The sequence below is a fragment of the Lysobacter sp. CA199 genome (assembly GCF_052078715.1).
In the GTDB taxonomy this organism is placed as follows: domain Bacteria; phylum Pseudomonadota; class Gammaproteobacteria; order Xanthomonadales; family Xanthomonadaceae; genus Lysobacter.
The window spans coordinates 121,985-148,966 of the sequence record NZ_JBQJIL010000003.1 but is presented as its reverse complement, the minus strand read 5'-3'; the positions used below and the strand labels follow the sequence as shown (position 1 = coordinate 148,966).

9 protein-coding genes (1 of these 9 running past the window's edge) are annotated in these 26,982 nt (G+C 66.3%); 3 read left to right on the top strand and 6 right to left on the bottom strand.

The window, feature by feature from the left end; genetic code table 11:
• Positions 1-172 precede the first annotated feature (172 nt).
• Complete coding sequence (locus ACTOWJ_RS05190; protein WP_441333538.1) at positions 173-1,957, top strand: peptide MFS transporter; 1,785 nt, start codon at positions 173-175, stop codon at positions 1,955-1,957.
• Between the two features lie 185 nt (positions 1,958-2,142).
• On the opposite strand, the gene ACTOWJ_RS05185 is transcribed toward ACTOWJ_RS05190, so the two are convergent.
• The 6 genes from ACTOWJ_RS05185 to ACTOWJ_RS05160 all read right to left on the bottom strand — a co-directional run bounded on the left by ACTOWJ_RS05185 (position 2,143) and on the right by ACTOWJ_RS05160 (position 9,705).
• Positions 2,143-4,182, bottom strand: a complete 2,040-nt coding sequence (locus tag ACTOWJ_RS05185; RefSeq protein WP_441333537.1) for an alpha/beta hydrolase family protein — start codon at positions 4,180-4,182, stop codon at positions 2,143-2,145.
• Between the two features lie 152 nt (positions 4,183-4,334).
• The gene (gene rfbD, locus ACTOWJ_RS05180) at positions 4,335-5,228 is read right to left on the bottom strand and encodes a dTDP-4-dehydrorhamnose reductase (RefSeq protein ID WP_441333536.1); all 894 of its coding nucleotides are present in this window, start codon (positions 5,226-5,228) and stop codon (positions 4,335-4,337) included.
• Positions 5,225-5,782: a dTDP-4-dehydrorhamnose 3,5-epimerase gene (gene rfbC / locus ACTOWJ_RS05175; RefSeq protein ID WP_441333535.1), complete on the bottom strand. Its 558-nt coding sequence runs from the start codon at positions 5,780-5,782 to the stop codon at positions 5,225-5,227. The genes rfbD and rfbC overlap by 4 nt, the downstream gene beginning before the upstream one ends.
• A 10-nt stretch (positions 5,783-5,792) precedes the next feature.
• On the bottom strand, positions 5,793-6,677 hold the full coding sequence (rfbA, locus tag ACTOWJ_RS05170) for a glucose-1-phosphate thymidylyltransferase RfbA (RefSeq protein WP_441333534.1): 885 nt from the start codon (positions 6,675-6,677) through the stop codon (positions 5,793-5,795).
• A 22-nt stretch (positions 6,678-6,699) separates the two neighbouring features.
• Positions 6,700-7,752: a dTDP-glucose 4,6-dehydratase gene (gene rfbB, locus ACTOWJ_RS05165; RefSeq protein WP_441333533.1), complete on the bottom strand. Its 1,053-nt coding sequence runs from the start codon at positions 7,750-7,752 to the stop codon at positions 6,700-6,702.
• 438 nt (positions 7,753-8,190) lie between these two features.
• The gene (locus tag ACTOWJ_RS05160; protein ID WP_441333532.1) at positions 8,191-9,705 is read right to left on the bottom strand and encodes a TlpA family protein disulfide reductase; all 1,515 of its coding nucleotides are present in this window, start codon (positions 9,703-9,705) and stop codon (positions 8,191-8,193) included.
• Between the two features lie 497 nt (positions 9,706-10,202).
• On the opposite strand from ACTOWJ_RS05160, the gene ACTOWJ_RS05155 reads away from it, so the two are divergent.
• Both ACTOWJ_RS05155 and ACTOWJ_RS05150 read left to right on the top strand, forming a co-directional pair.
• Positions 10,203-11,093, top strand: a complete 891-nt coding sequence (locus tag ACTOWJ_RS05155; protein ID WP_441333531.1) for an efflux RND transporter periplasmic adaptor subunit — start codon at positions 10,203-10,205, stop codon at positions 11,091-11,093.
• A gap of 105 nt (positions 11,094-11,198) precedes the next feature.
• A protein-coding gene (locus ACTOWJ_RS05150) for an Ig-like domain-containing protein (RefSeq protein ID WP_441333530.1) crosses the window boundary here: on the top strand, positions 11,199-26,982 show its beginning. Its footprint extends 22,025 nt past the window's final position; only the first 15,784 of its 37,809 coding nucleotides appear in the window; the start codon lies at positions 11,199-11,201; its stop codon lies beyond the right edge, outside the window.

Below are 26,982 nucleotides of genomic sequence, written 5' to 3'. Positions count from 1 at the left end.
GCGCGGGGCGGATCGTGTAAGCGCAGCCCAGCGGCACCCTGCCTTCTCCCGCTCGCGGGAGAAGGTGGCCGAAGGCCGGACGCCCGAAGGAAGCACCCTTGGGGTGAGGGCCGCCCGCCGCCATCGCCCTATACTCCGCCTCCCGGCCCACCAGCGGCGAAGGAAACCCGACGTGCCAGCAGCCAGCACCGCATCGCCCCAGGCGCCCGCCGCGCCGCGCAACGACGACTTCCTGGGCCACCCCAAGGGCCTGTACGTGTGCTTCTTCACCGAGATGTGGGAGCGCTTCTCGTTCTACGGAATGAAGGCGCTGCTGCTGTTGTACTTGCTCAAGTACCACCTGTTCAGCGACGACGCCGGCTACGACCTGATCGGCGCCTACGGCGGCCTGGTCTATGCGGTACCGGTGATCGGCGGTCTGCTCGCCGACCGTTATCTGGGCATGCGCAAGGCGGTGGTGCTCGGCGGCGTGCTGCTGGTGCTCGGCCATCTGGGCATGGCGTACGAAGGCCATGCGGCCAAACTGGTCAACGGCGTGGCAGTACGCGACGAAACCGCGCTGCAGGTGTTCTATCTGTCGATGGCGCTGATCATCGCCGGCGTGGGCTTCCTCAAGCCGAACATCTCCACCATCGTCGGCAAGCTCTACGAACAGGGCGATCCGCGCCGCGATTCGGGCTTCACCTTGTTCTACGCCGGCATCAACGTCGGCGCGCTGTTCTCGGCGCTGATCTGCGCCTTCCTCGGCGAAACCTACGGCTGGAAGTACGGCTTCGGCGCGGCCGGCATCGGCATGATCGCGGGCCTGGCGATGTTCCTGTGGGGCCAGCGCTATTTGCGCGGCCACGCCGAACCGGCCGATCCGGCCAAGCTGCGCGAGAAAGTCGGCGGGCTCTCGCGCGAGGTCTGGATCTATCTGGGCAGCGCGCTCGGCGTGCTGGTGCTGTGGGGCACGATCCAGTTCGCTTCGCGCATCACCCTGCAACTGGGCGGCATCAGCTTCACCGCGGCGCTGGGCATCATGCTGGCGACCTTGCTGGTGTTCCTGATCTGGTTCTTCGGTTTCATCGCGCGCCAGTGCACCAAGGAGCAGCGCGAACAGATGCTGGCGCTGGTGGTGCTGATCTTCGCGGTGCTGATCTTCTTCACCCTGTACGAGCAGACCTACGGCTCGTGGGTGACCTTCAACGACCGCCTGATGACCAAGGACATGTTCGGCATGGCCCTGGGCCAGTACAAGCCGACCTTGCCGTGGTCGCTGTTCTCGATGGCGCTGAGCCCGCCGCTGATGATCGCCGCGCTGATCGCCAGCGATCGCGGCCGCGACGGCCTGGCCAAGCTGCTGGTGGCCCTGCTGGCATTGGGGTTGGCCGTGGCGACCGCGCACGACGTGGTGCTGGTGCCGCAGACCGCGGGGTCGCTGACTTATCTGGGCGCGTTCTTCATCGTCGTGCTGGCGCCGCTGTTCTCGTGGCTGTGGCCGTGGCTGGCGCGCCGCGGGCGCAATCCGAGCAAGCCGGTGACCATGTCGCTGGGCTTGGTGTTCGCCGGGCTTTCGTTCCTGCCGCTGATCGCCGCGGCGAAGGTGTCCGGCGGCGGCGAAATGGCCAGCGTGTGGTATCTGGTCGCGGCGTATTTCATCCTGGAAATCGGCGAGATGTGCCTGTCGCCGATCGGCTTGTCGGCGGTGACTCAGTTGTCGGTGGCGCGGGTGGTCGGCTTGATGATGGGCGCGTTCTGGCTGGCGACCGCGTTCTCGGAAGTGCTGGCAGCGCAACTGGCCAAGATCGCGTCGGTCGAGGGCTTGTCCGGCGAAGGCGCGGCGATCGACATGGCCGCCGCCTCGCTCAAGTACGGCGAGCTGTTCTCGATGCTGTTGTGGCTGGGCATCGGTTCGGGCGTGCTGTTCCTGCTGCTGTCGCCGCTGCTGAAGCGATGGATGCATGGGGTGAAGTGAGCCGGCTCGCTCGACCGATAAGAACGACGGCGCCGAAATGGCGCCGTTGCTTTATTGAATGCCGGTAGAGCGATTGCGACGCGATCTGGGTAGTCCGTGGTCGCGGCTCGCGCCGCTCCTACATGGGCTAGCTGTAGGAGCGGCGCAAGCCGCGACCGCGTGGTTTCAGCTACGACGCGAAACCCCTACTTCTTCGCCTTCGCATCCGGCTTAGGCGCAGTAGCGACCTTGCCGCCCAACGAACGCGACAGGAACGCCAGCAGCCGCGAGTAGAACTCGCGCTTGTGCGCTTCCTCGTAGAAGCCATGGCCCTCGGTCTTGTAGTACAGCGTTTCCACCGGCACGCCGGCCTCGCGCAAAGCCTTTTCCATGCGTTCGCTGTGGACCTGCGGCGCGCGCTCGTCCTCGCCGCCCGCGGCCAGGAACACCGGCGCCTTGATCCGGCTCGCCAGACGCGCGGGCGACACGTTCTCCAACGCCTGCGGCGTGCCGATCCAGTCGCGCAGATAGGTTTCACCCGACCCGCGCCGCTGGATATCGCCGGTGGTGTGCATCAGCGGCAGGTCGTAAACGCCGACGTAGCCGGCCGCGCACTTGTACAGCGAGGGCTCCCGCGCCGCGCCCATCAACGCGGCATACGCGCCATAACTAGCGCCATAAATGCAAATGCGCGACGGATCGGCGATGCCCTGCTCGACCGCCCAACGCGTGGCGTCGGTCACGTCGTCCTGCATCTTTCCGCCCCACTCGCGCCGGCCGGCCTGCTCGAAGGCTTCGCCGTACCCGCCGGAACCGCGGAAGTTCACCTGCAGCACCGCGTAGCCGGCCGCGGCCAGCAGTTGCGCGACGTCGTCGAACTGCCAACGGTCCTCGATGCCGTAGGGGCCGCCGTGCGGCATCACCACCAGCGGCAGCGATTTGCCCGAACTGTCCTTGGGCGTGGTCAACAACCCATGCAACGCCAGACCGTCTCGCGCGGACAATTCGATCGGGCGGACCGGCGCCATCAACGCCGGGTTGAACCAGGAGCGACGGCTGAGCGCATGCGCGGCGTGTTTGCTCTGGTTGTCGAACAAGAACACATCGCCCGGGCTGCGATCGTTCCACACTTCCACCAACGCTAGGCGTCCGTCCGCGGTCTGCGAGGTGATGCGGACCGCATCGCCCGCGAATGCGGCTTCCAGACTCTTGTATTGGCGCGCCTCGGGCGAGTTCTTGTCGAAGAACACCGTACGCGGCTTGCCGTTCCTGAAAAACACCCCGACCGGTATCTGAGTGTTGTTGCGATAGATGATCCCCGCCGGATCGGCGATCTTGTCGCGCAGAATTTCCTTGCGGGTCTGCGTGGCGACATCGAAGGCGACGATGGAATCGGGCCCTTGCGTGTGCTTGGTACGGAAGTACGCGGTCTTGTCGGCGGCGGCGAAACCGATCGGCGAGTCCATGTCCGCATCGCGATCTTCCGAGTCGATCAACTGCCACTCGCCGTCGTTGCTCTGGCGATAGAACAGTTTCTGTATCCGATCCTTGCCGTAACCTTCGGCGAAACGCACCACGCCGGCATTGTCGGTGGTGAAGCCGGTATTGCGCACCGGTGAAATCGCAACCAGGTTGCGCTGTCCAGTGAAGGTGTCCAGGCGCTCGGCGCGCGAATAGGCGTCGGCCGTGAACGGCTGCACCGAGATCAACACCGAACGTTCCTCGGCAGGCAGATCGTCGACCAGAAACGCGGCCACGCTCTCCACCTTCTTGGGCTGGATGCGCGTGCCGGCGCCGCGGCTTTGCACGCGATAGCCCACCAGCACATCCGCGCCGCTGCCGTTGGCGTTGATGGCGAACAGCTCGCCGGTGAGTTGCGGCCGATCGAGCGAGCCCAGTTTCTGCGCCATGCCGATCAGCACGCGGGTCGGGCTGACCCACCAGAAGTCCTCGACGTGATTGTGCCGGCCGATCCGGAACACCGCGGTGGGCTTCATATTCTCGCGACTGAATATCACCAGCGCCGCTTCGTCGTCCATCGGCACCGACGCGGCATAGAACTCGCCGGTTGGCGAGAGCTTGATGTCGTGGAAGGTGTCGTTCCGCGCGAAGTCGTCGATCTCCAACGCCGCGCCCGGCTGCGCGGAGACCGGCGCCGCCGGAACCGCGGTCGCGGCCTCGGCCGCCAGGGCCCTCGGCGCGACCAACGCCGCCAGCAGCGCCCACACGCTCGTCCAATATTTCATCGATGCCGCCCCTGTGCCTGTGCCTATGCATGGCCGGTCGCCGCTGTTTCGCCGCGCCGGTTCGCAGGCATTCCCGCCCGCGACCCGCGGATCATAGGCAACGCGACCGGCGTCAGACAATCGGACGGGGTGTGATTCGGGCCGGCGGGGATTCAGGCGTCGCGGTCGAAGGTCGTGCGCAGGGCTTGGCGCCAGTCGGGAATATCCAGGCCGTACTCGGCCTGCAGCCGGCGGCTGTCGAGCACCGAATACGCCGGGCGCCGCGCGGGGGTCGGGTAATCGGCGGTGGTGATCGGCAGCACCCGCGGTTTGCGTTCGATCAGCCCGCGCGCCTGGGCCTCATCGAAGATCGCTTCGGCGAAACCGTGCCAGCTGGTCTGCCCGGCGGCGACCAGATGGCGCACGCCCGATTCGGCGATGCCCTGGCTCAGCACCCGCGCAGCCGCATCGGCCAGCAACCACGCCGGGGTCGGCGAACCGTGCTGATCGGCGACCACGCCCAGTTCCTCGCGCTGCGCGCCCAGGCGCAGCATCGTGCGCAGGAAGTTGCCGCCGCGGGTGGCGTAGACCCAGGCGGTGCGCAGGATCAGATGACGCGCGCCGCCGGCGGCGATCGCCTGTTCGCCGGCGAGTTTGCTTTCGCCGTAAGCGCCGAGCGGTCCGGTCGGATCGGTATCGAGGTAAGGACGGGTGCCGTTGCCGTCGAACACGTAGTCGGTCGAGTAATGGACCAGCCCGATGCCATCGGCCGCGCACAGCTCGGACAACCGCCCCGGCGCCTGCGCGTTGACCAGGAAAGCGAGCTCGCGTTCGGTTTCGGCGCGGTCCACCGCGGTGTATGCAGTGGCGTTGACCACGTAATCGGGACGCACGCGGCGCAGCAGCGGTTCGATCGTGTCGATCCGGGCCAGGTCGACCGCCTCGCACTCTCCGCCGTCGGCGAGCGTCCCGCCGCGGGTAGTCGTCACGACCTCGCCCAACGACGCCAGCGAACGGCGCAGCTCGAAACCGACCTGGCCGTCGCCGCCGAGCAGCAACAGCTTCATGGCAGGTACACCGGCAGACGATCTTCGGCGATGTCCTTGAGCAGTGGCGCGGTGGTGTCCTTGGCCGACAGCGAAGGCTCGCTGACCGGCCAGTCGATCGCCAGATCCGGATCGTCCCAACGCACGCCGGCGTCGGCCTTGGCGTCGTAGGTGTTGGTGCACAGATAGCTGAACACCGCGCGTTCGCTGAGCACGGCGAAGCCGTGGGCGAAGCCTTCGGGAATCCAGAAATGGCGTTTGTTCTCTTCGCTCAGCAGCACCGCGGCCCAACGACCGAAGTGCGGCGAGCCGCGACGGATGTCGACCGCGACGTCCCACACTTCGCCTTCGATCACCGACACGTACTTGCCCTGCGGATTGGGCCACTGGTAGTGCAGACCGCGCAGCACGCCGCGCGCCGAGGACGACACGTTGCCCTGCACGAAGCGCGGATTCAATCCGGCCGCGGCGAGCTTGTCCTGGTTGAACGATTCGTAGAAAAATCCGCGCGCATCGCCGAACACTTGCGGTTCGATGACGACACAGCCGGGCAGATCGGTTTCGATGATCTTCAAGCGTATTTCCTCAGGGCACGAAGCCGCGTTCGGCCAGGCCGAGCAGGTATTGGCCGTAGCCGTTCTTGGCCAGCGGCCGGGCCAGTTCGGCCAGTTGGGCGTTGTCGATCCAGCCGTTGGTCCAGGCGATCTCTTCCGGACAGCAGATACGCAGCCCCTGACGCGCTTCGATGGTTTCGATGAAGTTGGACGCCTCCAGCAACGACTGGTGGGTGCCGGTGTCGAGCCAGGCGTAGCCGCGGCCGAGTTGTTCCAGGTGCAGCGAACCTTCTTCCAGATACAGACGATTGAGATCGGTGATCTCCAACTCGCCGCGCGCGGAAGGTTTCAGGCTGGCGGCCAGGTCGCTGGCGCGTCCGTCGTAGAAATACAGGCCGGTGACGGCATAGTGCGAACGCGGCTTGAGCGGCTTTTCTTCCAGACCGATGACCTTGCCCTCGCCATCGAACTCGGCCACGCCGTAGCGCTCCGGATCGCTGACCCAGTAGCCGAACACTGTCGCGCCATCGCTGCGCGCATCGGCGCGCTTGAGGATCGCGGTCAGGCCGGGACCGTGGAAGATGTTGTCGCCCAGCACCAGGCAACTCGGCTGGCCGTCGACGAATTCGCGGCCGATCAGATAGGCCTGGGCCAGACCGTCCGGACTGGGTTGCTGCGCGTATTCGATGCGCATGCCCCATCGCGAGCCGTCGCCGAGCAGGGTCTTGAACAAGGCCTGCTCGTGCGGCGTGTTGATGATCAACACTTCGCGAATACCCGCCAGCATCAGCACGCTGAGCGGGTAGTAGATCATCGGCTTGTCGTACACCGGCAACAGCTGCTTGCTGATGCCCTGGGTGATCGGATACAGCCGCGTGCCGGAGCCGCCGGCGAGGATGATGCCCTTGCGGTTCATGGGTAGTTCCCCTAGTGGCGAATCAGGCTTGGCCGATGCGTTCGAGCCGGTAACTGCCGTCGAGCACGCGCTGCACCCAGCCCTGGTTTTCCAGGTACCAGTCGACGGTGCGGGCGATGCCCTGTTCGAAGGTCAGCGTCGGCGCCCAGCCCAGTTCGCCCCTGAGCTTGGAGGCGTCGATGGCATAGCGGCGATCGTGGCCGGGACGATCGGCGACGAAGGTGATCAGCGATTCGCGCGCGCGGCCGTCGGCGAGCGGACGGCGCTGGTCGAGCAAGGCGCAGATGGTCTTGACCACGGTGAGGTTTTCGCGCTCGGCCTCGCCGCCGACGTTATAGGTCTCACCGACGCGGCCGGCCTCGAGCACGCGCGCGATCGCTGCGCAGTGGTCGCCGACGAACAGCCAGTCGCGCACGTTCGTGCCGTCGCCGTAGACCGGCAAGGCCTCGCCGGCCAAAGCCTTGGCGATGACCAGCGGAATGAGTTTTTCCGGGAACTGGAACGGCCCGTAGTTGTTCGAGCAGTTGGTGGTCAGTACCGGCAGGCCATAGGTGTGATGGAAGGCGCGGACCAGATGATCCGATGCCGCCTTCGAGGCCGAGTACGGCGAATTGGGCGCGTACTGCGTGGTTTCGCTGAACTTGCCCTGCTCGCCGAGCGAGCCGTAGACCTCGTCGGTGGACACGTGCAGGAAGCGGAAAGCATCGCGCTTGCTCGCATCGAGCGATTTCCAGTAATCGCGCACCTGCTCCAGCAGGCTCAACGTGCCGACCACGTTGGTCTGCACGAATGCGGCCGGGCCGTCGATGGAACGGTCGACATGGCTCTCGGCGGCGAAATTGATCACCGCCTCGGGGCGGTGTTCGCTGAGCAGGCGCTTGAGCAGGGCCGCATCGCCGATGTCGCCCTGGACGAAGACGTGATTGGGATCGCCGTCGAGCGTGCTGAGGGTATCGAGGTTGCCGGCATAGGTCAGGACATCGAGATTGACGACCTTCACTCCTTTGCGGACCGCGTCGAGGACGAAATTGCCACCGATGAAGCCGGCACCGCCGGTCACAAGCCAAGTAGGCACTCAGAACACTCCTGATGAGGGATTAGGCTGCCGGACGGAATTCGGCTCAGGCTGCTTGAAAACGCCTGTTCAGCTTTCGTCCGGCCGCCCAATGGGCGCCAGATTGTAAAGCCTATCGGCCCTCGGTTGGCATCGAAGCGGTCACGGTGATTAGGTGCCGACAGTTTGTGCGCCTGACAAACGCCGTGATCGAGCTCACTTCCCACAGGGAAAGCGCACTGCGCATCGAATCGATGTCCGCACCGCAGCGGCCCCGATATCGTCATCGATCCGGCCCGATCCAGGCCCCGATCCAGGCCCCGATCCAGCGCCGCCACGCCCGATGGCCACGGCGCAAGGATCATGTGCATCGACTCCGCGCCGCTCCCCTGGTTCTCACAACAGCGGCCGCCGGACGGCAGGAATCCGGCTCCATAAGCTGCCGAACCGGAATCCTGCTCAGCGCTCCGCCCGCGCCGAGGGTGTCAGCGCGCCCCCGAGGGCCTCCAGATCCAAGCCGGCCAGCTCGCCGATCTCGATCCGCCGCGCCACCCGCCCCTGCGTATCGACCACGATCAGCGCCGGCACCCGCTCCACGCCGAAGCGCCGGAACGCGTCACCGTCGCGGTCCAGGACCAGGGGCACCGGAATGCGATGCTGGTCGCGATACTCGCGCAGATCCTGCTCGGAGGCCCACAGGCCCGAGGCCACCCCGACCCAGCGCACGCGGCGATCGCGCCCCAGTGCCACCAACTGCTCGCGCGCGAGGCGGCATTGCTGCGAGGACTGCGGCCGGGTCTTGGCGAAATAGCCCTCGCACCAGGGAGAAAGAAACACCAGCACGCTGGCGCGCCGCCGCGCCGGATCGCGCAAGGCCACCGGCCGCGCTTCCAGAGTGGTCAGGACGAAGTCCGGCACGGCCTCGCCGATCCGCAGCGTCGGAACAATGCGATCGCCGCCCTGCGCGACTGCGGCGGCGCCGCTGTCCGACGAGGCGGGCGCGCTCCGGGCCTGGGCCAGGGCCTTTTCCAGGCGCGCATCGACCTGATGACCGACATGCACGATGCGCCCGTCCTTGCCGATCACCACATGCTGCGGCGTCACCCGCAGGCCGAACAGCTCGGCCAGGCGGCCGTCGTCGCGCACCATCGGCAGGGTCAGGCCGAGTTCGCGCCGGAACGCGCGGATCTGCTCGACCGTGTCGTCGAAACCGATATTGATCGCCACCACCTGCAGGTCCGAACCGGCGCGACGGTAGGTCCGCTCGAAGTGCGGCATCTGTTCGCGACACGGGCCGCACCAGGTCGCCCAGAATTTCAGGTACACCGCTTTGCGCCCGCGCAATACGCCCAGATCCAGGCGTTCGCCGTCGATGGTGGTCAAGATCAATGGCGGCACGCTCTGGCCGAGCACGCGCTCACCGGCCTGGCGGGCGAAATCCTCGCCGGTCTCGGCGCGGGCCGGCGTCGCGGCCTGCCACATCAAGATCGCGATCAATACCAGCACCGTGACCGGCGGCAGCCAGCCCTGTCTGGAAGGGGTCTTGCGGAAGGAGGTGGGCGAGAACGCAGACATGGTGGCGGGTATCCGGAGAGGAAAAGAAACTGTCGTGCGACTGGCGGCGCGAAGCGGCGGAGCGTGATCGTCGACGGTGGCCGATCGACGACACGAAACGACGACCGCGCGCGCCCGAATGCACGACGCATGACGCATGACGCGAGCCCACGTTATCCGCCGGCGGTGCCGGGCGACGATCCAGTTGCGCGGATTTTCAAGGGTCCAGTTCGCGGCGGTGAGACGTACGCATCGCATCGCGCTTCGTCGCTTCGTCGCTGCGTCGCGGAACTTGAGCGATCGCGCTTCGGCGGCCGTCCGGGCGATGGTTACGGGCGCGCGGTGCATCTGTCCGGCCCGCTGTGAGGCTCCGCCGGCGCACGGCGTCTTTGCGATGACGGCGTCGTTCGCGATCGTCACCCTGGACCGCGGTCATCGCGGCGCCGGCGCCCGCTGCCGATCAACGGTAACCGAATAACTTATTCCGCGGCGCCGGTATCGCCCCCGCTCGGCCGGCTCTTGCATGGGCCACAAAGCCATGGCGACGCCGTCCGCCAGCGGCCGCGCGGCCGTCACACCAGCGATGCGGCCGGCCAGCCTTGGGTGATCCCGTTTCGGCCGCGTCTGCGAGTAAGGCAACAGATGGGCGCAACCTTTGTCATGGGCCTGCAACCGGTCGCGGCGAGAGTCCACGCGCCGTGCCGAGATGTGCTCCAGCACCCGCACACCGCACACCGCACACCGCACACCGCACAGGAATTATCCAATGACGGTTGGCGATAAGCACCGAATTTGGATTGCTCAGCGCTGCGCGATGCCTATCTTGTAAGCGTAATGAGCAAAGGATATCGTTTGTCTTGGGATGGTCGCCGCACTTTCTTGGTGCGGCAAAGCAGTACTTAACAGGGGACAATTCAATGGATTCCACACCCAGAAGGATTCTGGGAGCGCGCAAGCCGTGCCTGATCGCATGGAAAGTGTGCGGATTGTCACTATCTCTAACGGCCGCGGCGCTGTGCGCCGAGCCGGTGCATGCCGCAGCCGCCTACAACTGTCTGATCGAGCCCGCGCAAAGCGTCGAGCTCGGCACTCCAGTGGGCGGTGTATTGGAACGGGTCGAGGTCCGCCGCGGCGACCGCGTCCGCCGCGGCCAGTTGGTCGCCTCCCTGGACTCGCGCGCCGAGCGGGCTGCCGCCGAGCTGGCCCTGTACAAGTCGCAGTTGGCCGCGCCGGCCCAGTTGGCGCAGAGCAAGATCGACGCATCCAGGCTCAAGTATGACCGTCGTAAAGGCATGGTCTCCGAGGGGCTGATGGCCTCGCAGGAGGCCGACAACGCCCGCGCCGAACTCGAACAGGCGCAGGCCGAACTCAAGTCCGCCGAGGAAGAGCGCAAGCTCGCCCGCCTCGAGCATGCGCACCAGACCAGCCAGATGAGTCTGCGCACCATCCACAGCCCGTTCGACGGCGTGGTGGTCGACCAGATGATGTGGCCCGGCGAGGTAGTCGAACCCGGCAGCAGCAAGCACGCCATCGTCAAGATCGCCAAACTCGATCCCTTGCGCGTGCGCGTCGTGCTGCCGATGCGGGCCTTCGGCGAACCCACGCTCGGCATGACCGCAACGGTCGTGCCGGAGATTCTTCCCGGCACCGTATACCGCGCCAAGGTCGCCAGCGTCGATCGGATCATCGACGCCGCAAGCGGCACTTTCGTGGTGTTTCTGGACCTGCCCAATCCCAAGCTCGACACCCCTTCGGGCGTCAAGTGCAAGGCAGCGTTCGCGCCCTCCAAGGCGCCATCCCCGCTTTGATCGCAGGCGCTGAGAGCGCCGCACTACAGACTCGAGCCCGGCCGTATTGCGCGCGGCGGCCAAGGCTCTCCCAAACGCACGCAAGCACTATTGCAGGCAACGGACATGGATAAGACGAATCAGACCACGGAACACGAAGGTCACAACGACCGCAACGCCCGCAATGAGAACGACCACGACACCAGCAGCCAAGGCGCCAGCGCGCCGGCGATCCGCTTCGAGGCGATCGAGCCTCGCGTACTGCTGTCGGGCGATGTCAATCCGGCCGCCATCACCATCAGCGGCGATCTGGACCAGCCGGGCCAGCAGAAGGTCTATCAGTTCACCGTCGAAGAGACCAAGCGCGTGGTCTTCGACAGCCTGACCAACCGCGGCGATATTTCCTGGAAGCTCGACGGCCCCAACGGCGAGACCCGCGGCAGCAGCTTCAACCGCGATCCGCGCGCGTTCGATCTGGGCGCCGGCGATTACACCCTCACCGTGGACGGCACCGGCGATGCGGTGGGCGCGTTCGATCTGCGCGTCATCGATGCGCAGGCCGCGGCCGACCTCACTGCCGGAACCGCGGTCAGCGGGCGCCTGGAAAAAGGCAACCAGAGCAACGTCTACCGCTTCGACGTGCAGGCCGGGCAGAAGTTCTCCTTCGCGCCTGGCAGCATCGGCGCCGGCGCGGTCAACTGGTTCCTGGTCGACCCCTACGGCCGTGAGGAAGGCAGCCGGTTCAACGCGAAAACACCCCTGGATTCGTTCACCGCGAAGGTCAGCGGCCAATACCTGCTGGTCGTGGAAGGCGATCAGACCAACACCGCGCCGCTGGACTATGGGTTCACCCTGTCGCGGATCGAAGATTCGTATCGCGATATTGGGTTGAATCAAGCGGTCTCCGCGCCGCCCATCGCACTCGGACAGACTGCTCACTACCGTTTCAATCTCGCTCAGACCACCCCGGTAGTGTTCGACCGCCTGGCCGGAGGCGATTTCCAATGGATACTGACCGGTCCGATCGGCGAAGTCGCCATTTTTTCCAGCAGTAACGTCGATGGCAATCCGGCGCTGAGCCTGATCGCGGGCGACTACACCTTGTCGATCCGCAACGGCGGCAGCAACTACGGTTTCCGCCTGCTGTCGCTGGAGGATGCTCCAGTTCAAGCGCTCAGTGCGCCGGTATCGGGCACGCTGAATCTGGCCAACGGCGCGCAGGCGTTCCGCTACGCCGTCAGCGCGGGTCAGGAGCTGTTTCTCGACAGCCAGAGCAGCCAGGCCAAGTGGCGCGTGCTGGACAAGAACGGCCGCATCATGAGCTCGGGTTCGTTCGGGTCGCGCGGTTCCTTCACCGCCGAATCCAGCGGCGACTACTGGGTGGTGATCGCCGGCAACGACGGCAATCCCGTCAACGTCGGCGTGCCCTACCTGTTCACCTTCAATGACGCGTCCGCGGTGGCCCGCGAGGTCGCAGTCGGCGCGGCCGTCAACGGCTCTATCGCTGTGGCCGGCCAGAGCGTGCGCCACAATTTCCACCTCGATCGCGACACCCAGTTGGCGCTCGACGCGCTCAGCGCAAGCCCGGGTTTCCAGTGGACCCTGATCGGTCCGCGCGGCGTCGAAGTCGATTCGCGCGATTTCTCCTCCACCCAGACCGGGAACGATCGCTCCAACGTCAGAAACCTGATCGCCGGCGATTACACCGTGGTGGTGCGCAGCAACGCGTACCGCGTCGGCGACTACGCGTTCGCCCTGATCGATCTGTCGACCGCCGCGCCGCTCACCCTGGGCGCGCCGATCAGCGCGACGGTGACTCCGGGCAACGGCAGCGTGGCGTACCGTTTCAGCGCCGATGCCGGCGACAAGCTGCAGATGCACGCCACCGCGATCAGCGGCGGCGGCGCTCGTTGGCGCGTGATCGACGCCTACGGGCGCGACGTCGGCGCAGGCAACACGCTGTCCACCGGCAACACCACTGCCCAGTTGATCATCGGCGGCAGCTACACCCTTCTGATCGAAGGCGACATCGGCAACACCGCACCGGTCGAATTCACCGCGGTGTTGGAAAAGCTCGCCGCCAATCCGCCCGCGCCCTTGCCCGCCGGCGACGCGCTCGCCTTCGGCACCACTTTTTCCGGCGCCTTGGCGGCCTGGGACGCCGTCCAGGTCTACCGCTTCAGTCTGGACACGGGAAGAACGCTGGTTCTGGACACCCTGAATCGCAGCAATGTGGTATGGAAATTGATCGGTCCGCGCGGCGTGGAGGTGAATCAGGAGTCGCTGAGCACCGAAAGCGTTCTGACGCTGCCGTCCGGCAATTACGCGCTGATTCTGCAGGGCGCCTCGAGCGCCGGGAACTTCAACGGCAACGGCGACTACGCGCTGCGGTTGCTCGATCTGTCGGCGGCACCGCCGCTGCAAATCGGACAACCCAACACGCTGGTTCGCGCGCCCGCCAACTCGACCGTGGCGCGCAGTTTCCAGGCCGAAGCCGGCAGCACGATGATGGCCACATTCAGCGGAGGAAACTGGAAGCTGATCGACCCGCATGGCCGCGAAATCCTCCAGGGCTACGACTCCGATACCAATCTGCGCAGCTATCGGATCGATAGCTCCGGCACGTACACGCTGCTGGACGTCGGCGGCTACTCCGAAAGTTCCAGCGCGGTGTCCGACACCATCACCATCGCGCCCAGGCGCCTGGTCAGTGGGCCGTTGAATTTCAACGACGGCGTTTCGGGCACGTTGAACGGGCGTGCGGACCTGATCGAGTACCGCTTCGAGCTCAACCAGGCCACCCGGCTGGTTCTGGATGCGCTGTATGTCGCCGGCGCCTCCCGATACAACGTGCAATGGTCGCTGCGCGGCAGTAACGGCACGGAGGGATGGTCGTCGCTGATCAGCAACGGCGACCGCTTGCTGGACCTGGAGGCCGGCAGCTACACCCTGATGTTGCGCAATACCCAGAACGTCCCCGTCGATTTCCGTTTCCGCACCCTGACCCGCGATGCGGCCACCGAACTCGAACTCGGCGCGCCGGTCGTCACCACCCGATCGATCGATCAAAGCCGCGCGTTCCGTTTCACCGCACAGGCCGGCGAACGCCTGTATTTCAACGGCAATGGCGAGCGCAGCGATTACTGGCAGTTGGTCGATCCGTCGGGCAAGCGCATCGCCGACGGCCAGACCCGCGACGACACCGCCGAGATACTGGTGCCGCTGAGCGGCGAGTATCTGCTGGTGTTCTCCGGCAACGACGATTCCAGCTCGACCGTTCCAGTACCGGTCTCGTTCACGCTGGGACGACAGTCGGTGACCACCGCGGCGCTGGACTTGAACACCCCGACCACCGGCAACTTGTCGGCGGCCGGCCAGCATATCCGCTACAGCTTCACCTTGAATGCCGCCACGCTGGTGGCTTTGAGCACGCAGCAGTCGTCGCTGAATCTGTACTGGAGCCTGCAGGGTCCGCGCGGCTACGAAGCCGATCAGCGCAGCTTCAATGGTGTCGCCGGCGCCTTCGCTCTGCCGCCGGGCACCTATGTGCTGATCGTGCATTCGGCGGCGATGGCGACCGGATCGTTCTCTTTGCGCATGGACGATGTGTCGGCCATGAGCGCTTCGTCGCTCGGGGTCAACATCGAAGTCCCGCTGGGCGACGACAGGCGCCAGGCGAGCTTCGCATTCGACGTGGCGCAGGCCGGAAACTACATGCTCACCGTGCCGCCGGGCGAATACCCGCGCAACTGGGTGCTGGTCGACTCCCGGGGCCGCCCGGTGCAGGGGCAAAGCAACGCATCGCTGAATCTGGCGGCCGGACGTTACGTGCTGCAATGGCAGGCCTGGAACACCTCCGAAGCCATGCCGTTCCGTTTCGCCCTCTCGCGCGCGGATTTCATCGTCCAGTCGCTGCCGCTGGACGCCGCGGTCGAGCGCAACATCGATGCGATCTCGCAGCGCTACGAGTACGGCTTCGATCTGGACGCGCCGAAAACGGTGCTGTTCGATTATCTGAGCCGCCGCGGCGACATCGCCTGGAAACTGCTCGGCCCCAACGGCGAAATCATCCGCGAAGGTAACTTCGACGAATCCAGCCGCGCCGCACTGCAACTGACCGCGCGCGGCCACTATCGCCTGCAGATCACCCCGCTCGGCCAGGCCCAGGGCAAGTTCGCCTTCAATCTGCTGGATCTGCAAGCCCAACCGGCGATCGTCAACGGCGCTGCGCAGAATCTGCTGCTGCGCGACGGTACCGCGTCCTCGGTTTACCGCATCGACGCGGCGGCCGGCGACCATCTGCGATGGACCGTGGGCCAGATCGGCACCGGCACCGTCAACGCCTGGCTGATCGATGCCAACGGCGCGCAGATCGGCGCGACCTTCAAGCTTGAAGCCGGCGCGACGTCCGCCATCGTCCTGCCGCGCGAAGGCCGTTATTGGCTGGTGATCGATGGCGCGTTGGACAACACCGCCGACATCTCGCTCGATCTCACCGTCGTCCAGGCCACGCCGCATCGCGGCGCGCTGGCATTGGAAGGCGAAGCCAGCGCCACGCTGAGCGTAGTCGGCGTCGCCGACCAATGGCGGATCGCGCTCGAACGCCCCACTCGCATCCTGATCGACGGCCTGACGCAGGGCCAGAAATGGCTGTTGCGCGGCCCCGACGGCGTCGCGATCGGCAACGGCAACGCCGCCGAACCCGGCGTGCTGGCGTTGCAGGCGGGCGTCTATACCCTGGAAATCTCCGCCGACGCCTCCACGGCTTTGGGCGCCTATCGCTTCAAGGTCGGCAGCATCGAGCAACTGCAGACGCTGCCCTTGGCCACTGCGACCGAGATCGCGTTGAACGCCGGCACGGCGGTCGCCTACCGCATCGTCAACACCGACGATCGCGCCGAGCTGCGGGTCAACCTGGAAGGCAATGCGCGCCTGCGCGTGTTCACCGCATCGGGCGCCCTGCTGTACTCCGGTCGCGGGCCGCTGTCGTCGCTGAGCGTCGCTCAGCGTCTGCGCGCGGGAAGCGAGCTCATCCTGGTCATCGACGGCGACGATGCCGGCACCGCTCGCGTGACGGTAACCCAGCAGGCCTCCGGGCCCGAAGTGCAGTACCGCCCCGGCGACACGCTGGAAGGCACGCTCGCGCTGGCCGGCGAGATCGTCAGCTACAAAATCGTCGTCGCACACGGACAGCCGCTGCCGATCGCCACGCTGATCCGCGATACGGCTTCCAGCGGCATCCGCTGGAAGATCGTCGGCGCGGACGGCTCGTCGGCCGCGCCCTGGTCGGATGAGGATCCGTCCTGGTACCAGCAGCGCACGCTGCAGACCGGCGATTACCAACTGCTGGTGGAAGCGCTGAGCGATGCCGCCCATTACCGGTTGCGCTTGCTGGACACGGCCAACGCGCCCGCGCTGGGCGCGATCCCGGTCGATGGCGAATTCGCCGCCGGCACCGATGCGATGGTCTACCAATACGACCTTAGCCATCCGCGCGATCTGCGGATCGCCATGAGCGGCACCGACCTGAGCTGGACCCTGTACGACGGCAATGGCCTGCGCGTCGGCTCCAGCGACGACACCGCAACCGATGCACTCGACGGACTCGATGCCGGCCGATACTCGCTGGTGCTCCAGCGCCTCAACCCCGCCGCCAGCGTTGCGGCGTACTCGCTCACGGTCAGTCAGCTCGCTCCGGCGGCCGTGAGCTTTGGCACCGCGGTCAGCGGCAGCATTCCCGCGGCCGGCCGTGTTGCCGTGTACCGGCTGAGCCTGTCGTCGGCCACCACCGTGCAATTGCACAACCTCAGCACCATCTCCGGGTACTGGAAGCTGGCGCCGCTGGCCGGCAGCGAAACCTCGTGGACGCCGTTGCGCGCCGCCGACGGTACCTCCGGCGATTGGGAAAACTACGAGCCCTATACCCGCCGACTGAACGCCGGCGAATACGAGCTGTATCTGCTCGGCGGCGAAGGCAGCCTGGACTTCGCCGTGCAGTTGCTCGATCTGGAGCACGCTCCGGCGCTGCTCACGGCCGGAGCGTCGTTGCAGCTGCCCGGCCGCGAAGCGGTGGTTTACCGTGTCGAAGTCGAGCGCGGCGAAGGCTTGCACATCGAGATCGGCGCCGATCTCGCCGACGCAGCGCCCGGTTGGACGCTGATCGACGACCAAGGCAACAACGTCGCCAGCGGCGTCGGTCCGGGCGTGTTCGACACCGGCACGCTGAGCCGCTGGGGCACGTATCGCCTGATCCTGCGCGGCCGCGCCGAGACCGGACAATCGGTCCAGGTCCTGGCCAAGGCGGACGTCAACGTTCCGCCCATGTACACCCCCGGCCAGCCCTTGACCGGCCAATTGGACTCCCACTCCAACAGCATCACGTATCGGGTCCGTTTGGACAGCGAAAGCACGGTGAAGCTGCTGAACTACGCCGCCGGCCGCGTCGAACTTTGGCGCGACGGCCAGTACATCATGTCCAGCAACTGGACCAGCCGCGTCCCAGCGGGCGACTACGACCTGCGCGTGTTCGGCCAAGCCGACAGCTTCGCCGTAGCCGGCGCCGACTTCGCCGTCGAACTGGTGTTGCCGCTCTCCGCGACCGCCTCGCCCGCCCCGGCCTCCCCGACCGCGCAATCGCTCGCGGCCGGAACCGGCTACGCCATGTATGAGTTCGACGTCGCGCAAGCGTCCGTCTACAGTTTCGGCGCGGCCGCGACCGTCGAGGGCGGCGTGTCGTGGACCTTGTTCAACTCGCGCGGCGACGAAATCCGATCCGGCGATGCGATCGGCGGCCAGCGACTCGACGCCGGCCGCTATCGCCTGCTGGTCAAGCGCACCGGCGGCCTCGCCTCCGAGCTGTCCTACCAGATCGGCGCCACCCAACAGCCGCGCACCGCGCTGAGCTTCGGCACCGATCAATCGCTCCGACTGATCCCGGCCAACGGCTATCAGCAGGAATTCTCCTTCGCCGTCGCGGTCAACGCACGACTGCTGGTCAGCTCGGTCCAAGCGCTTTCGAATCTGAGCTACGAGATATACGACGAGAACGGCCAGTCGGTCAGCTCGGGCTCGTTCCGCTATCCCAGCCAGTACCCGTTTGCGGCCAGGCCGGGTAACTACACGATTCGCGTGTACGGCTACGTATCCGATTCGGACGGCGGACCGGACGCGATCGAGACCGCTTTCCGTCTGGTCAATGCCGAGACCGCGCCGCTGCTCGCATTGGACGGCGCCTCGGTGGTGTCGCTGGCCTCGCGCGGCGACGTCCAGGCGCTGCGCGTGCAAGCGCGCAGCGGCGACACGCTGCGCATCGTCGGACAAGCGATCTCCGGCAACGCTCAGTGGTTCTTGTACGATCCCGAAAACAACCAGATATACGGCACGAACTCCAGCACCGGCGAGACCAGCTTCCGGATCGATCGCGACGGCAACTACGTGCTGGTCCTGATCGGTACCGACCAACCCGGCTCGCTGCGGTTGAGTTCCAGCCTGGTCTCGCACACCGAGCCCACCGCGGTCGTGACCGCATCGCTGAACCTGGGCAGCCCGGTTCAGCAGACCTTCGCCTCGGGTGAGCGCCGCAGCTATACCTTCCGCCTGGATGCAGCCTCGCTGCTGTCCTTGCACGGCATCTCCAACGGCGACAACTTCAGCTGGCAACTGCGCAACACCGCCGGGGTGATCGACAACGGCCGGTTCTACTACGACACCGCGCTGGAAGTTCTGTCCCTGGCCGCCGGCGACTACGAACTGCTCGTCGTCGCCAGCGACTACGGCAACCCGAGCGATCTGGACCTGCGCGTCGGCACCGAGCAACATGCGGCCCCGGTCGCGATCGGCTCGGGTCTGTTGCCCTCCGCGCGGGGTCTGTACGCGCTGGATCTGAGCGCGGGACAGGACTATGTTTTCGCCGGCAGCGGCAGCGCTACGTATGCGATCTACCGCCCCGACGGCAGCCGATTCGGCCGTTTCCAGGGCAACAACAGCGTTCAGCTCGAGTCCGCGATCGCCGGCACCTGGTACGTGGCGATCCTGGACAACTACAACGGCGCGACGGTGTTCTTCGACCGGCAGCAGCCGCTGGTGTTGGAACAAACCAACCAAGGCAGCTTCGGCGTGGACGGCGGCATGCACGTGCGCAGCTTCACGATCGAGCACGATCAGCTGGTGTATTTCTCGCTCGACTACTCCGGCGACGACTTCAACGCCCGTCTGTACGGCGACGGCGTCGACGCAGAACTCAATCGCGGCTGGCGATTCCTGCGCGCCGGCCAATACCAGGTCGAACTGCGCTCGCGCAGTTCGGGCGGCGGCGGCGGCGGCGAGTCGATCGCCGCCTTCGCCGAAGAACCCGGCGAGGGCGAAGGCGAGACGACCTACGCCCTGTTTGCGTACCGCAGCGATCAAGCTTCGCCGCTGCCGCTGGATGCGGTGCAATCGCTGACTCTGGCACCCTTCGATTCGAAGCTGCAACGGATCCAGAGCGCACCCGGCCAGCGCCTGTCGCTGCAACCGGCGCAGGGCGCGGCGCTCGAAGCCCGCTGGACGCTGTTCGACGACCGCGGCGATGAAATCGCCTCCGGTTACGGAAACCGCTACACCAACCTGCCGAGCCTGGGCGCGAGCGGCGTGGGCTACCTGCTCTGGCAGAGCCAGTTCGAGCAGGCTCAGGAGCTGAGCTTCGCCGTATCGACCGTGGTCAGCGAACCGCTGCCGCTGCAGATCGGCCAGAGCTTGCAAGTTTCGCTGGCCGACAGCGAACGCGCGCTCTACAGCCTGAACCTGGAACGGGCGACGACGGTGTTGTTCGATGCCCGCTTCAGCGGCAGCTATGCCAATTGGACCTTGCTGCGTAACGGACAGCCGGTCCGCAACGGTGGATGGGGCGAGGGCGCCAGCATCGAAGCCGTCGAACTCGATGCCGGTTCCTATGAACTGCTGATCGAAAACTACGAGGGCGCAAGCAGCCTGCGCCTGGACCTGCTCGATGCGGCGCAGGCCCAACCGATCGCCGACGGGCGCAACGTGGAGCTATCGGTCGCTCCGGGCCACACGCGCGTGCTCTCGTTCGAAGGCATTCGTTCCAGCGCCTTGCGCCTGCTGCCCGACATGGTCGATGGGCACCGCGCCCGCTGGACTTTGCTCTCACCGAACGGGCAGGTACTGCGACAGGGCGACTTCTCGTCCGCCCAGTTCCTGCAGACCCAGGACATCGGCCGCCACCTGCTGGTGGTGACCGTCGATGCCGACGATCAGGGCTCCACCGATCCGCTCGCGCTGCGCTTCATGTTGTCGCGGCAAGTGCTGGACCTGGGCATCCCGGTACAAACGCTGGGCAATGGCCGGTTGGGCTTCACCCTGGCCGTCGCGACCCGCATCCTGATCGACAGCGACAATCAAGGCGGCAACTGGAGCGTCCTGCGCGACGGACAAGTGATCGCGAGCGGCTCCAGCGGCAATCCCGGCCAGAATCGCTACAGCATCGTCGAGTTGGCCGCCGGTCAGTACCAGTTCGACAGCAACGGCGGTTACTCGCCGGCGTTGCGCCTGCTCGATCTGGGCGCGGCGATCGCATTGCAATCGGGCAGCCATAACGGCGCCAACATCCCCGGCCTGGCCAACCTCTATCGCATCGACGCCGATCAGGGTCTGCGCCTTACGCTCAGCGATCGCAACGGCGGGCATTGGCTGCTGGTAGACGAATTCGGCGGCCATGTCGCCGATGCCAATACGCCGCTCGCCGAGACCCTGGCGCGCACCGGCCGCTACTACCTCATCCGCGACACTTCCGGGTACGCCCAAGAGCAGCCGAGCGAATTCTCGTTCGAGCTGGGCCTGTCGAGTTCGAACGCCGATCTGCCGTTGCTGTCGCCGAATCAGAGCAACCGCATCGACCTGATCGACAACCGCACCTCCAGTTTCCGCTTCGAAGCCACCGCCGGTTCGATGTACTGGCTGGCCGCGTTGAACCAGTCGCTGAGAATGAAGGTCGAGGTCTACGACGACAACGGCGTGCGCGTGTACGCCGACGACATCGAAAACTCGGACAAAGCGCGCTCTGCGCTGGTGCTGCCGCGCGATGGCCGCTACGTCGTGCGCCTGACCAGCGAATACAGCCAGTCGCTCGATCTGCTGCTGACCTCGATCGAACCGGCCGAACTCACGACAGGCCAGGCCACCAGCGGAACATACTCCGCCGCGCGTGGCGTGCAGGCTTACCGTGTCGATGTCGCCGCGGGCGGCAAGTTCGTGTTCGACTCGACCTACGCGGACAACCACTACTACCTGCGCTGGCGCCTGCTGTCGATGGATGGCCGCGAAGTGGCCAACGGCCGCAGCAGCAACGACGGTCCGGCGCTGGCGCTGGACCCGGGCCGCTATCTGCTGCTGTTGACCGGCGATGGCGAAGTACGCAACGACATCGCTTATCGCTTCGCGGTGGACAGCTTCACCACCGCGCTGCCGCTCAACACCGTAGTGTCCGGCAACGTCCCGCCGGCCGGGGTGCCGGTGCATTACTCCTTGCATCTGGACCGCGACGCGCTGCTCTCCTTCGACAGCCTGAGCTTCGACGACCAGGTCTATTGGCGTCTGGAGGGGCCCGACGGCTACGTGTTCGACAACTCGATCACATCGTCCAACGGCTATTCCGGCCCGCTGCGCGCTGGCGACTACGTGTTGACCATCGCCACCGGGCGCTACACGTCGGGCAACGGCCAACGTCCTTTCAGCTTCCGCGTGCTCGATCGCGCCGACGCCGCCGTGTTGGCGGTCGACACTGTCGAACACCTGGCGCTGACTCCCGGCAACAGCGCCAAGCTGTACAGCTTCGAGGTTGCCAGCGCCGGCCGTTATTTCGTCGACGCGATTCTCAGCAGCGTCGCCGGCCCCTGGTCGCCGAATTCGATTCCGTACTGGTCGGTGCTCGACCCTCGCGGCCGCGTCATCTTCTCGCGCACCAGCATGGGCAGCCAGACCGCAAGCGGTTCGGCTTACCGCTTCGACGGCAATGGCCTCGACCTGGGCGTGCTGAGCGAACTGGGCAGCTACACCCTGGTGCTGGAAGGCCGCGACAATGCTTCGGCGACGCCGCTGGATGTCGCCTTCAAGCTGGTCAAGGTGGTGCAGACCCCGCCGGTGGTTCTCGATGCGCTGACCCGCACGCCGGCCCCGGACCTGGTGGTCAACAGCCTCAACCTCACTCCCGCCAGCGGCCTGACCACCGGACAAACGGTGCAACTGCGCTGGATCGTCGAGAACCGCGGCACTCGCGCCACCGAAGGCGGTTGGAACGACCGCATCATCGTGCGCAATAAAGCCACCGGCGAAATCGTCGCCGACATCCGCGTTCCTTACGGCGCGGGCGAACCGGCCATCGAGGTGGGTCAGGCGCGCGAGCGTTCGGCCAGCTTCCGCCTGCCCGACGGCGTGTCGGCGGCGGGCGAGCTCAGCTTCACCGTGCTGGCCGATGCCGACGACCTATTGCGAGAAAGCAACGGCAGCGGCACCGGCGAAAGCAACAACGCCGGAGCGATCGACGCGCACGTCGACCTGGCCGCGTACGCCGATCTGACCGTGCAGGATCTGCTGCTGCAGCCGTCCGGCGATTTCCGTCCCGGCCAGCAGGTGCAAGTGACCTGGACCACCCGCAACGCCGGTTCGGTGCCGGTGTCGGCGCCGTGGAGCGAGACCTTGGAGGTGCGCAATCTGTCGACCGGCAAGGTGGTCGCGACGATCGTACTGCGCGACCCGGCCGATGCCGGCGCATTCGCCGCCGGCGCCAGCCGTTCGCGCACGGCCGGCTTCGTCTGGCCGGCCGGACTGGACGCGGCCGGCGAGTTCTCGATCCGCGTGCTCGCCGACTCGCTCGGCGAAATCGCCGAGGCCAATGCCGCGGGCAGCGGCGAAAGCAACAACGAAACCAGTCTGCGCCTGGTCTCCGGGCCGGACCTGAGCGTGCGCAACGTGCAAGTGCTGAGTCCGGACGTGCGCGCCGGCGGTCTGGTGACGATCGCCTGGGAAGACTGGAACCTGGGCCGCAGCCCCACCGCGGCCGGTTTCAACGATCGCATCATCGTGACCCGCGCCGACAACGGCCTGGTCCTGGTCGATACCGTGATCGACTACGACTTCATCGCCCTGGGTCCGATCGAAGCCGGACAGAGCCGCCAGCGCGAACTGACCTTCCGCCTGCCCGACGGCCTGAAGGCCACCGGCAATCTGCGCATCACCGTCGTCGCCGATCAGAACCGCGCCGGCCTGGGCGTGTTGTTCGAAACCAACCTGGACGGCACCGGCGAGAGCAACAACAGCGCCAACATCGCCACGGTATCGGCGATCACGCCCTATGCCGATCTGACCGTCAGCGACGTCAGCGTTCCGCCCACAGCGATCGGCCGCTCGCCGATCACGGTGAGCTGGACGGTCACCAACCACGGCCAGACCGGCAGCGGCGAGGCCTGGACCGACGAAGTCATCCTCAGCACCGACTCGGTGATCGGCAACGCCGACGACATCGTGCTCGGCCGCATCCGCCACAACGGCGCGCTCGCCGTCAACGGACGCTACACCCAGTCGCTGACCGTCGACCTGCCGGCGCTGGCGGACCGGCGCTATTACATCGCCGTGCGCACCGACGCCGAACAGGAAATCGCCCAGCCCGATACGCGTCCGCATACGGTCAGCGCAGGCCGTCCGGTCGATGTGGCCGCGGCCTACGCCGATCTGGGCGTGGTCTCGGTCAGCGTGCCGCCGTCGGCGCGTTCCGGCGAAAACGTGCGGGTGACCTGGCAGGTCACCAACACCGGCAATGCGCCGACCGATCTGAGCCTGTGGAACGACCGCGTGGTGCTCTCGCGCACCGGCGTGCCCTCGCCCGACGATATCGTCCTGGCCGGTTCAGTGACCCATGCCGGCGTGCTCGGCGTCGGCCAGAGCTACACCGGCGTGGCCACCATCACCTTGCCGCGCGATCTGGTCGGCGAGTACTACATCCTGGTCACCACCAACAGCAATAACGCCGTTTACGAACGCAATCTCACCGGCAACAACCTCGGCGTCAGCGCGTCGACCCTTCGCGTGGAACTGGCGCCGGTCGCCAATCTGACCGTGAGCGATCTGTCGGCGCCGGCCGCGTTGCGCCCCGGCGACAGCGGCAGCGTGACGTATCTGGCCCGCAACACCGGCAACGCCGATGCCACCGGCACCTGGCGCGACCGCCTGTTCCTGCAGGACGCCAGCGGCCATCGCATCGAAATAGGCAGCCGATTCCACAGCGACGGCATTGTCGCCGGCGGCGGCCAGACGCGCACCATCGGATACACCATCGCATCCAATCTGCCGGAAGGCGATTACACCTGGGTGGTGGTCACCGACGCCGACGACACCGTGTACGAACGCGGCGCCGAGGACGACAACAGCCATCTCGGCGGCAGCGTCGGCGTGCGCCGCGCCGACTTGCAGGTCGGCTTGGTCGAAGGGCCGGCGACGGCGGTGTCGGGCAACGAAGTGCAAGTGCGTTGGACCGTCTCCAATCGAGGCAATCTGGCCGAGGGCGGCTGGGTGGATCGGGTCTATCTGTCCAAGAACGGCGTCCTGACCCTGGTCGCGGAGGTCGCGCGCGAAGGCGCGCTGGCGAGCAACCAGAGCTATCAAAGCAGCGCCTCGTTCATGCTGCCGCTGGCCGCCTCCGGCGAATACGAAATCGTGGTGATCGCCGACGCCGCGCGCCGGCTCGACGATCACGACCGCAACGACAACACCGGCCGCGATGCGCTCGCGATCGAACTGGCGCAGTACGCCGACCTCGCGGTCGACGTGGTGCAGGCGCCGTCGCAGCTGATCGCCGATCCGGCCACGCTGGACGTGGTCTGGACGGTCACCAACCGCGGCACCGGCGCGGGCCGCAGCAGCCAGTGGACCGACCGGGTGATCCTGTCGACCGACGACATCCTGGGCAACAGCGACGACCGCGTGCTCGGCGATGTCCGTCACGACGGCGAGTTGCTGCTGAACAAGAGCTACGAAGGCCGACTGAGCGTTCTGCTGCCGCCGGGCACCAGCGGCCGCTACAAGCTGTTCGTGATCGCCGACTACGGCCAGCAGGTGTTCCAGAACGGCGCCACGGCCAACGATCGCGCGCAGGTCGACCACGACATCGACGTGATGCCGATCCGTTACGCCGATCTGCAAGTCGATCGCGTCTTCATCGAAGGCGACCCGGTCAGCGGACGTCCGCTCACGATCAACTGGAGCATCACCAACCGCGGCATCGGCATCACCGACGACAGCCAGTGGACCGACGAGGTCTGGCTGAGCACCCGCGCGGACGGCAGCGATGTCGTCGTGCGCCTGGGCACCGCCACCCATATCGGCCAGCTCGGTGTCGGCGCCAACTATGAGCGCGCCATCACCGCGCTGCTGCCCAACGGTATCCAGGGCAATTACTACATCCACGTCCGCACTCACGGGCCTTACGAGTTCCTCTACACCAACAACAACACCGGCCATAGCGCGGTCATCCCGGTCACGCTCGCGCCGACGCCGGACCTGCAGGTCCACAGCATCAGCGCGCCGGCCGAAGCGGTCGAAGGCGCACTGGTCGACATCAGCTGGACCGTGGCCAACCGCGGCAACGCCGATGCGCTCGGCCCGTGGGTCGACATCGTGCAACTGGTCCCGACCGATCCGCTCGGCGCGGTCATCACCCTGGGCACGTTCACCTTCGACCGCAAGCTGATTCCTGAAATCTCCGGCGCGCCCGGCGAACAGACCCAGAGCGAATACACCCGCCGCGAACAGCTGCGGATGCCGTCGAAGATCGAGGGCCAGTACCGGATCCGTGTGATCACCAACGCCAATCTGGGCGCCAGCGGCGCGCAGGTCTACGAACACGGTTCGGCACGCAGCAACAACGTGCAGATCCACGACAGCGTCACCAACATCCGGCTGCAGCCGCGTCCGGACCTGCAAGTCAGCAACATCCGCCTGCCCGAGGGCCGCATCTCCGCGGGCACTCGCATCGCGGTGCAGTACACCGTGACCAACATGGGTTCGATGCCGGCCAACGGCCGCTGGCGCGACAAGATCTATCTCTCGCACGACGGCACCCTCAGCGGCGACGACACGCTGGTGGGCATCTACGACAACGGCAGCGCGTTGGAGCCGACCAGGAGCTACTCCAACATCACCGCGGCCATCGACATCCCGCTGCAGTTCAGCGGCGACGGTTACCTGATCGTGGTGGCCGACGGCGATTACGCCATCGACGAATACCCCGACGAGAACAACAACCAGCACGCGGAGTACTTCTACGCCGAGGCGGTGCCGTTCGCCGACCTGGTCACCAGCGGGGTGATCGCGCCCGATCAGGCCGTGCACGGCGCCAGCATCGAGGTGCGTTACACCGTCACCAACCGCGGCAGCGGCCCGACCCGCGGCGCCAGCGCCGACGTCAGCAGCTGGACCGACACCGTGTGGCTGGCCAAGGATCCGAAACGCCCCGGCGCCAACCGCGGCGACATGCTGCTCGGCAGCGTGGTCCACAACGGCAACCTGGCGATCAACCAGGACTACCTGGGCCAGCTGCAGGTCACCATCCCGGAAGGCACGCTCAGCGGCGAATACTTCATCACCGTGTGGAGCGACGCGTACAACGTGATCCTGGAGAACACGTCCGCCTTCTACACCAACCCCGATGACTCCAACCAGATCGACAACAACAACTACAAGGCGCGCAAGATCAGCGTGCTGGGCATCACGCCGCCCGATCTGGCGGTGACCCGCGTCGTGGTTCCGCCGAGCACCGATGCCGGCACGCTGTTGAACTTCACCTATGAAGTGCAGAACCAGGGCGACCTGTTCACCGGCGAATGGGAGGACACGATCTACGTCGCCGACCACCCCGATCTGG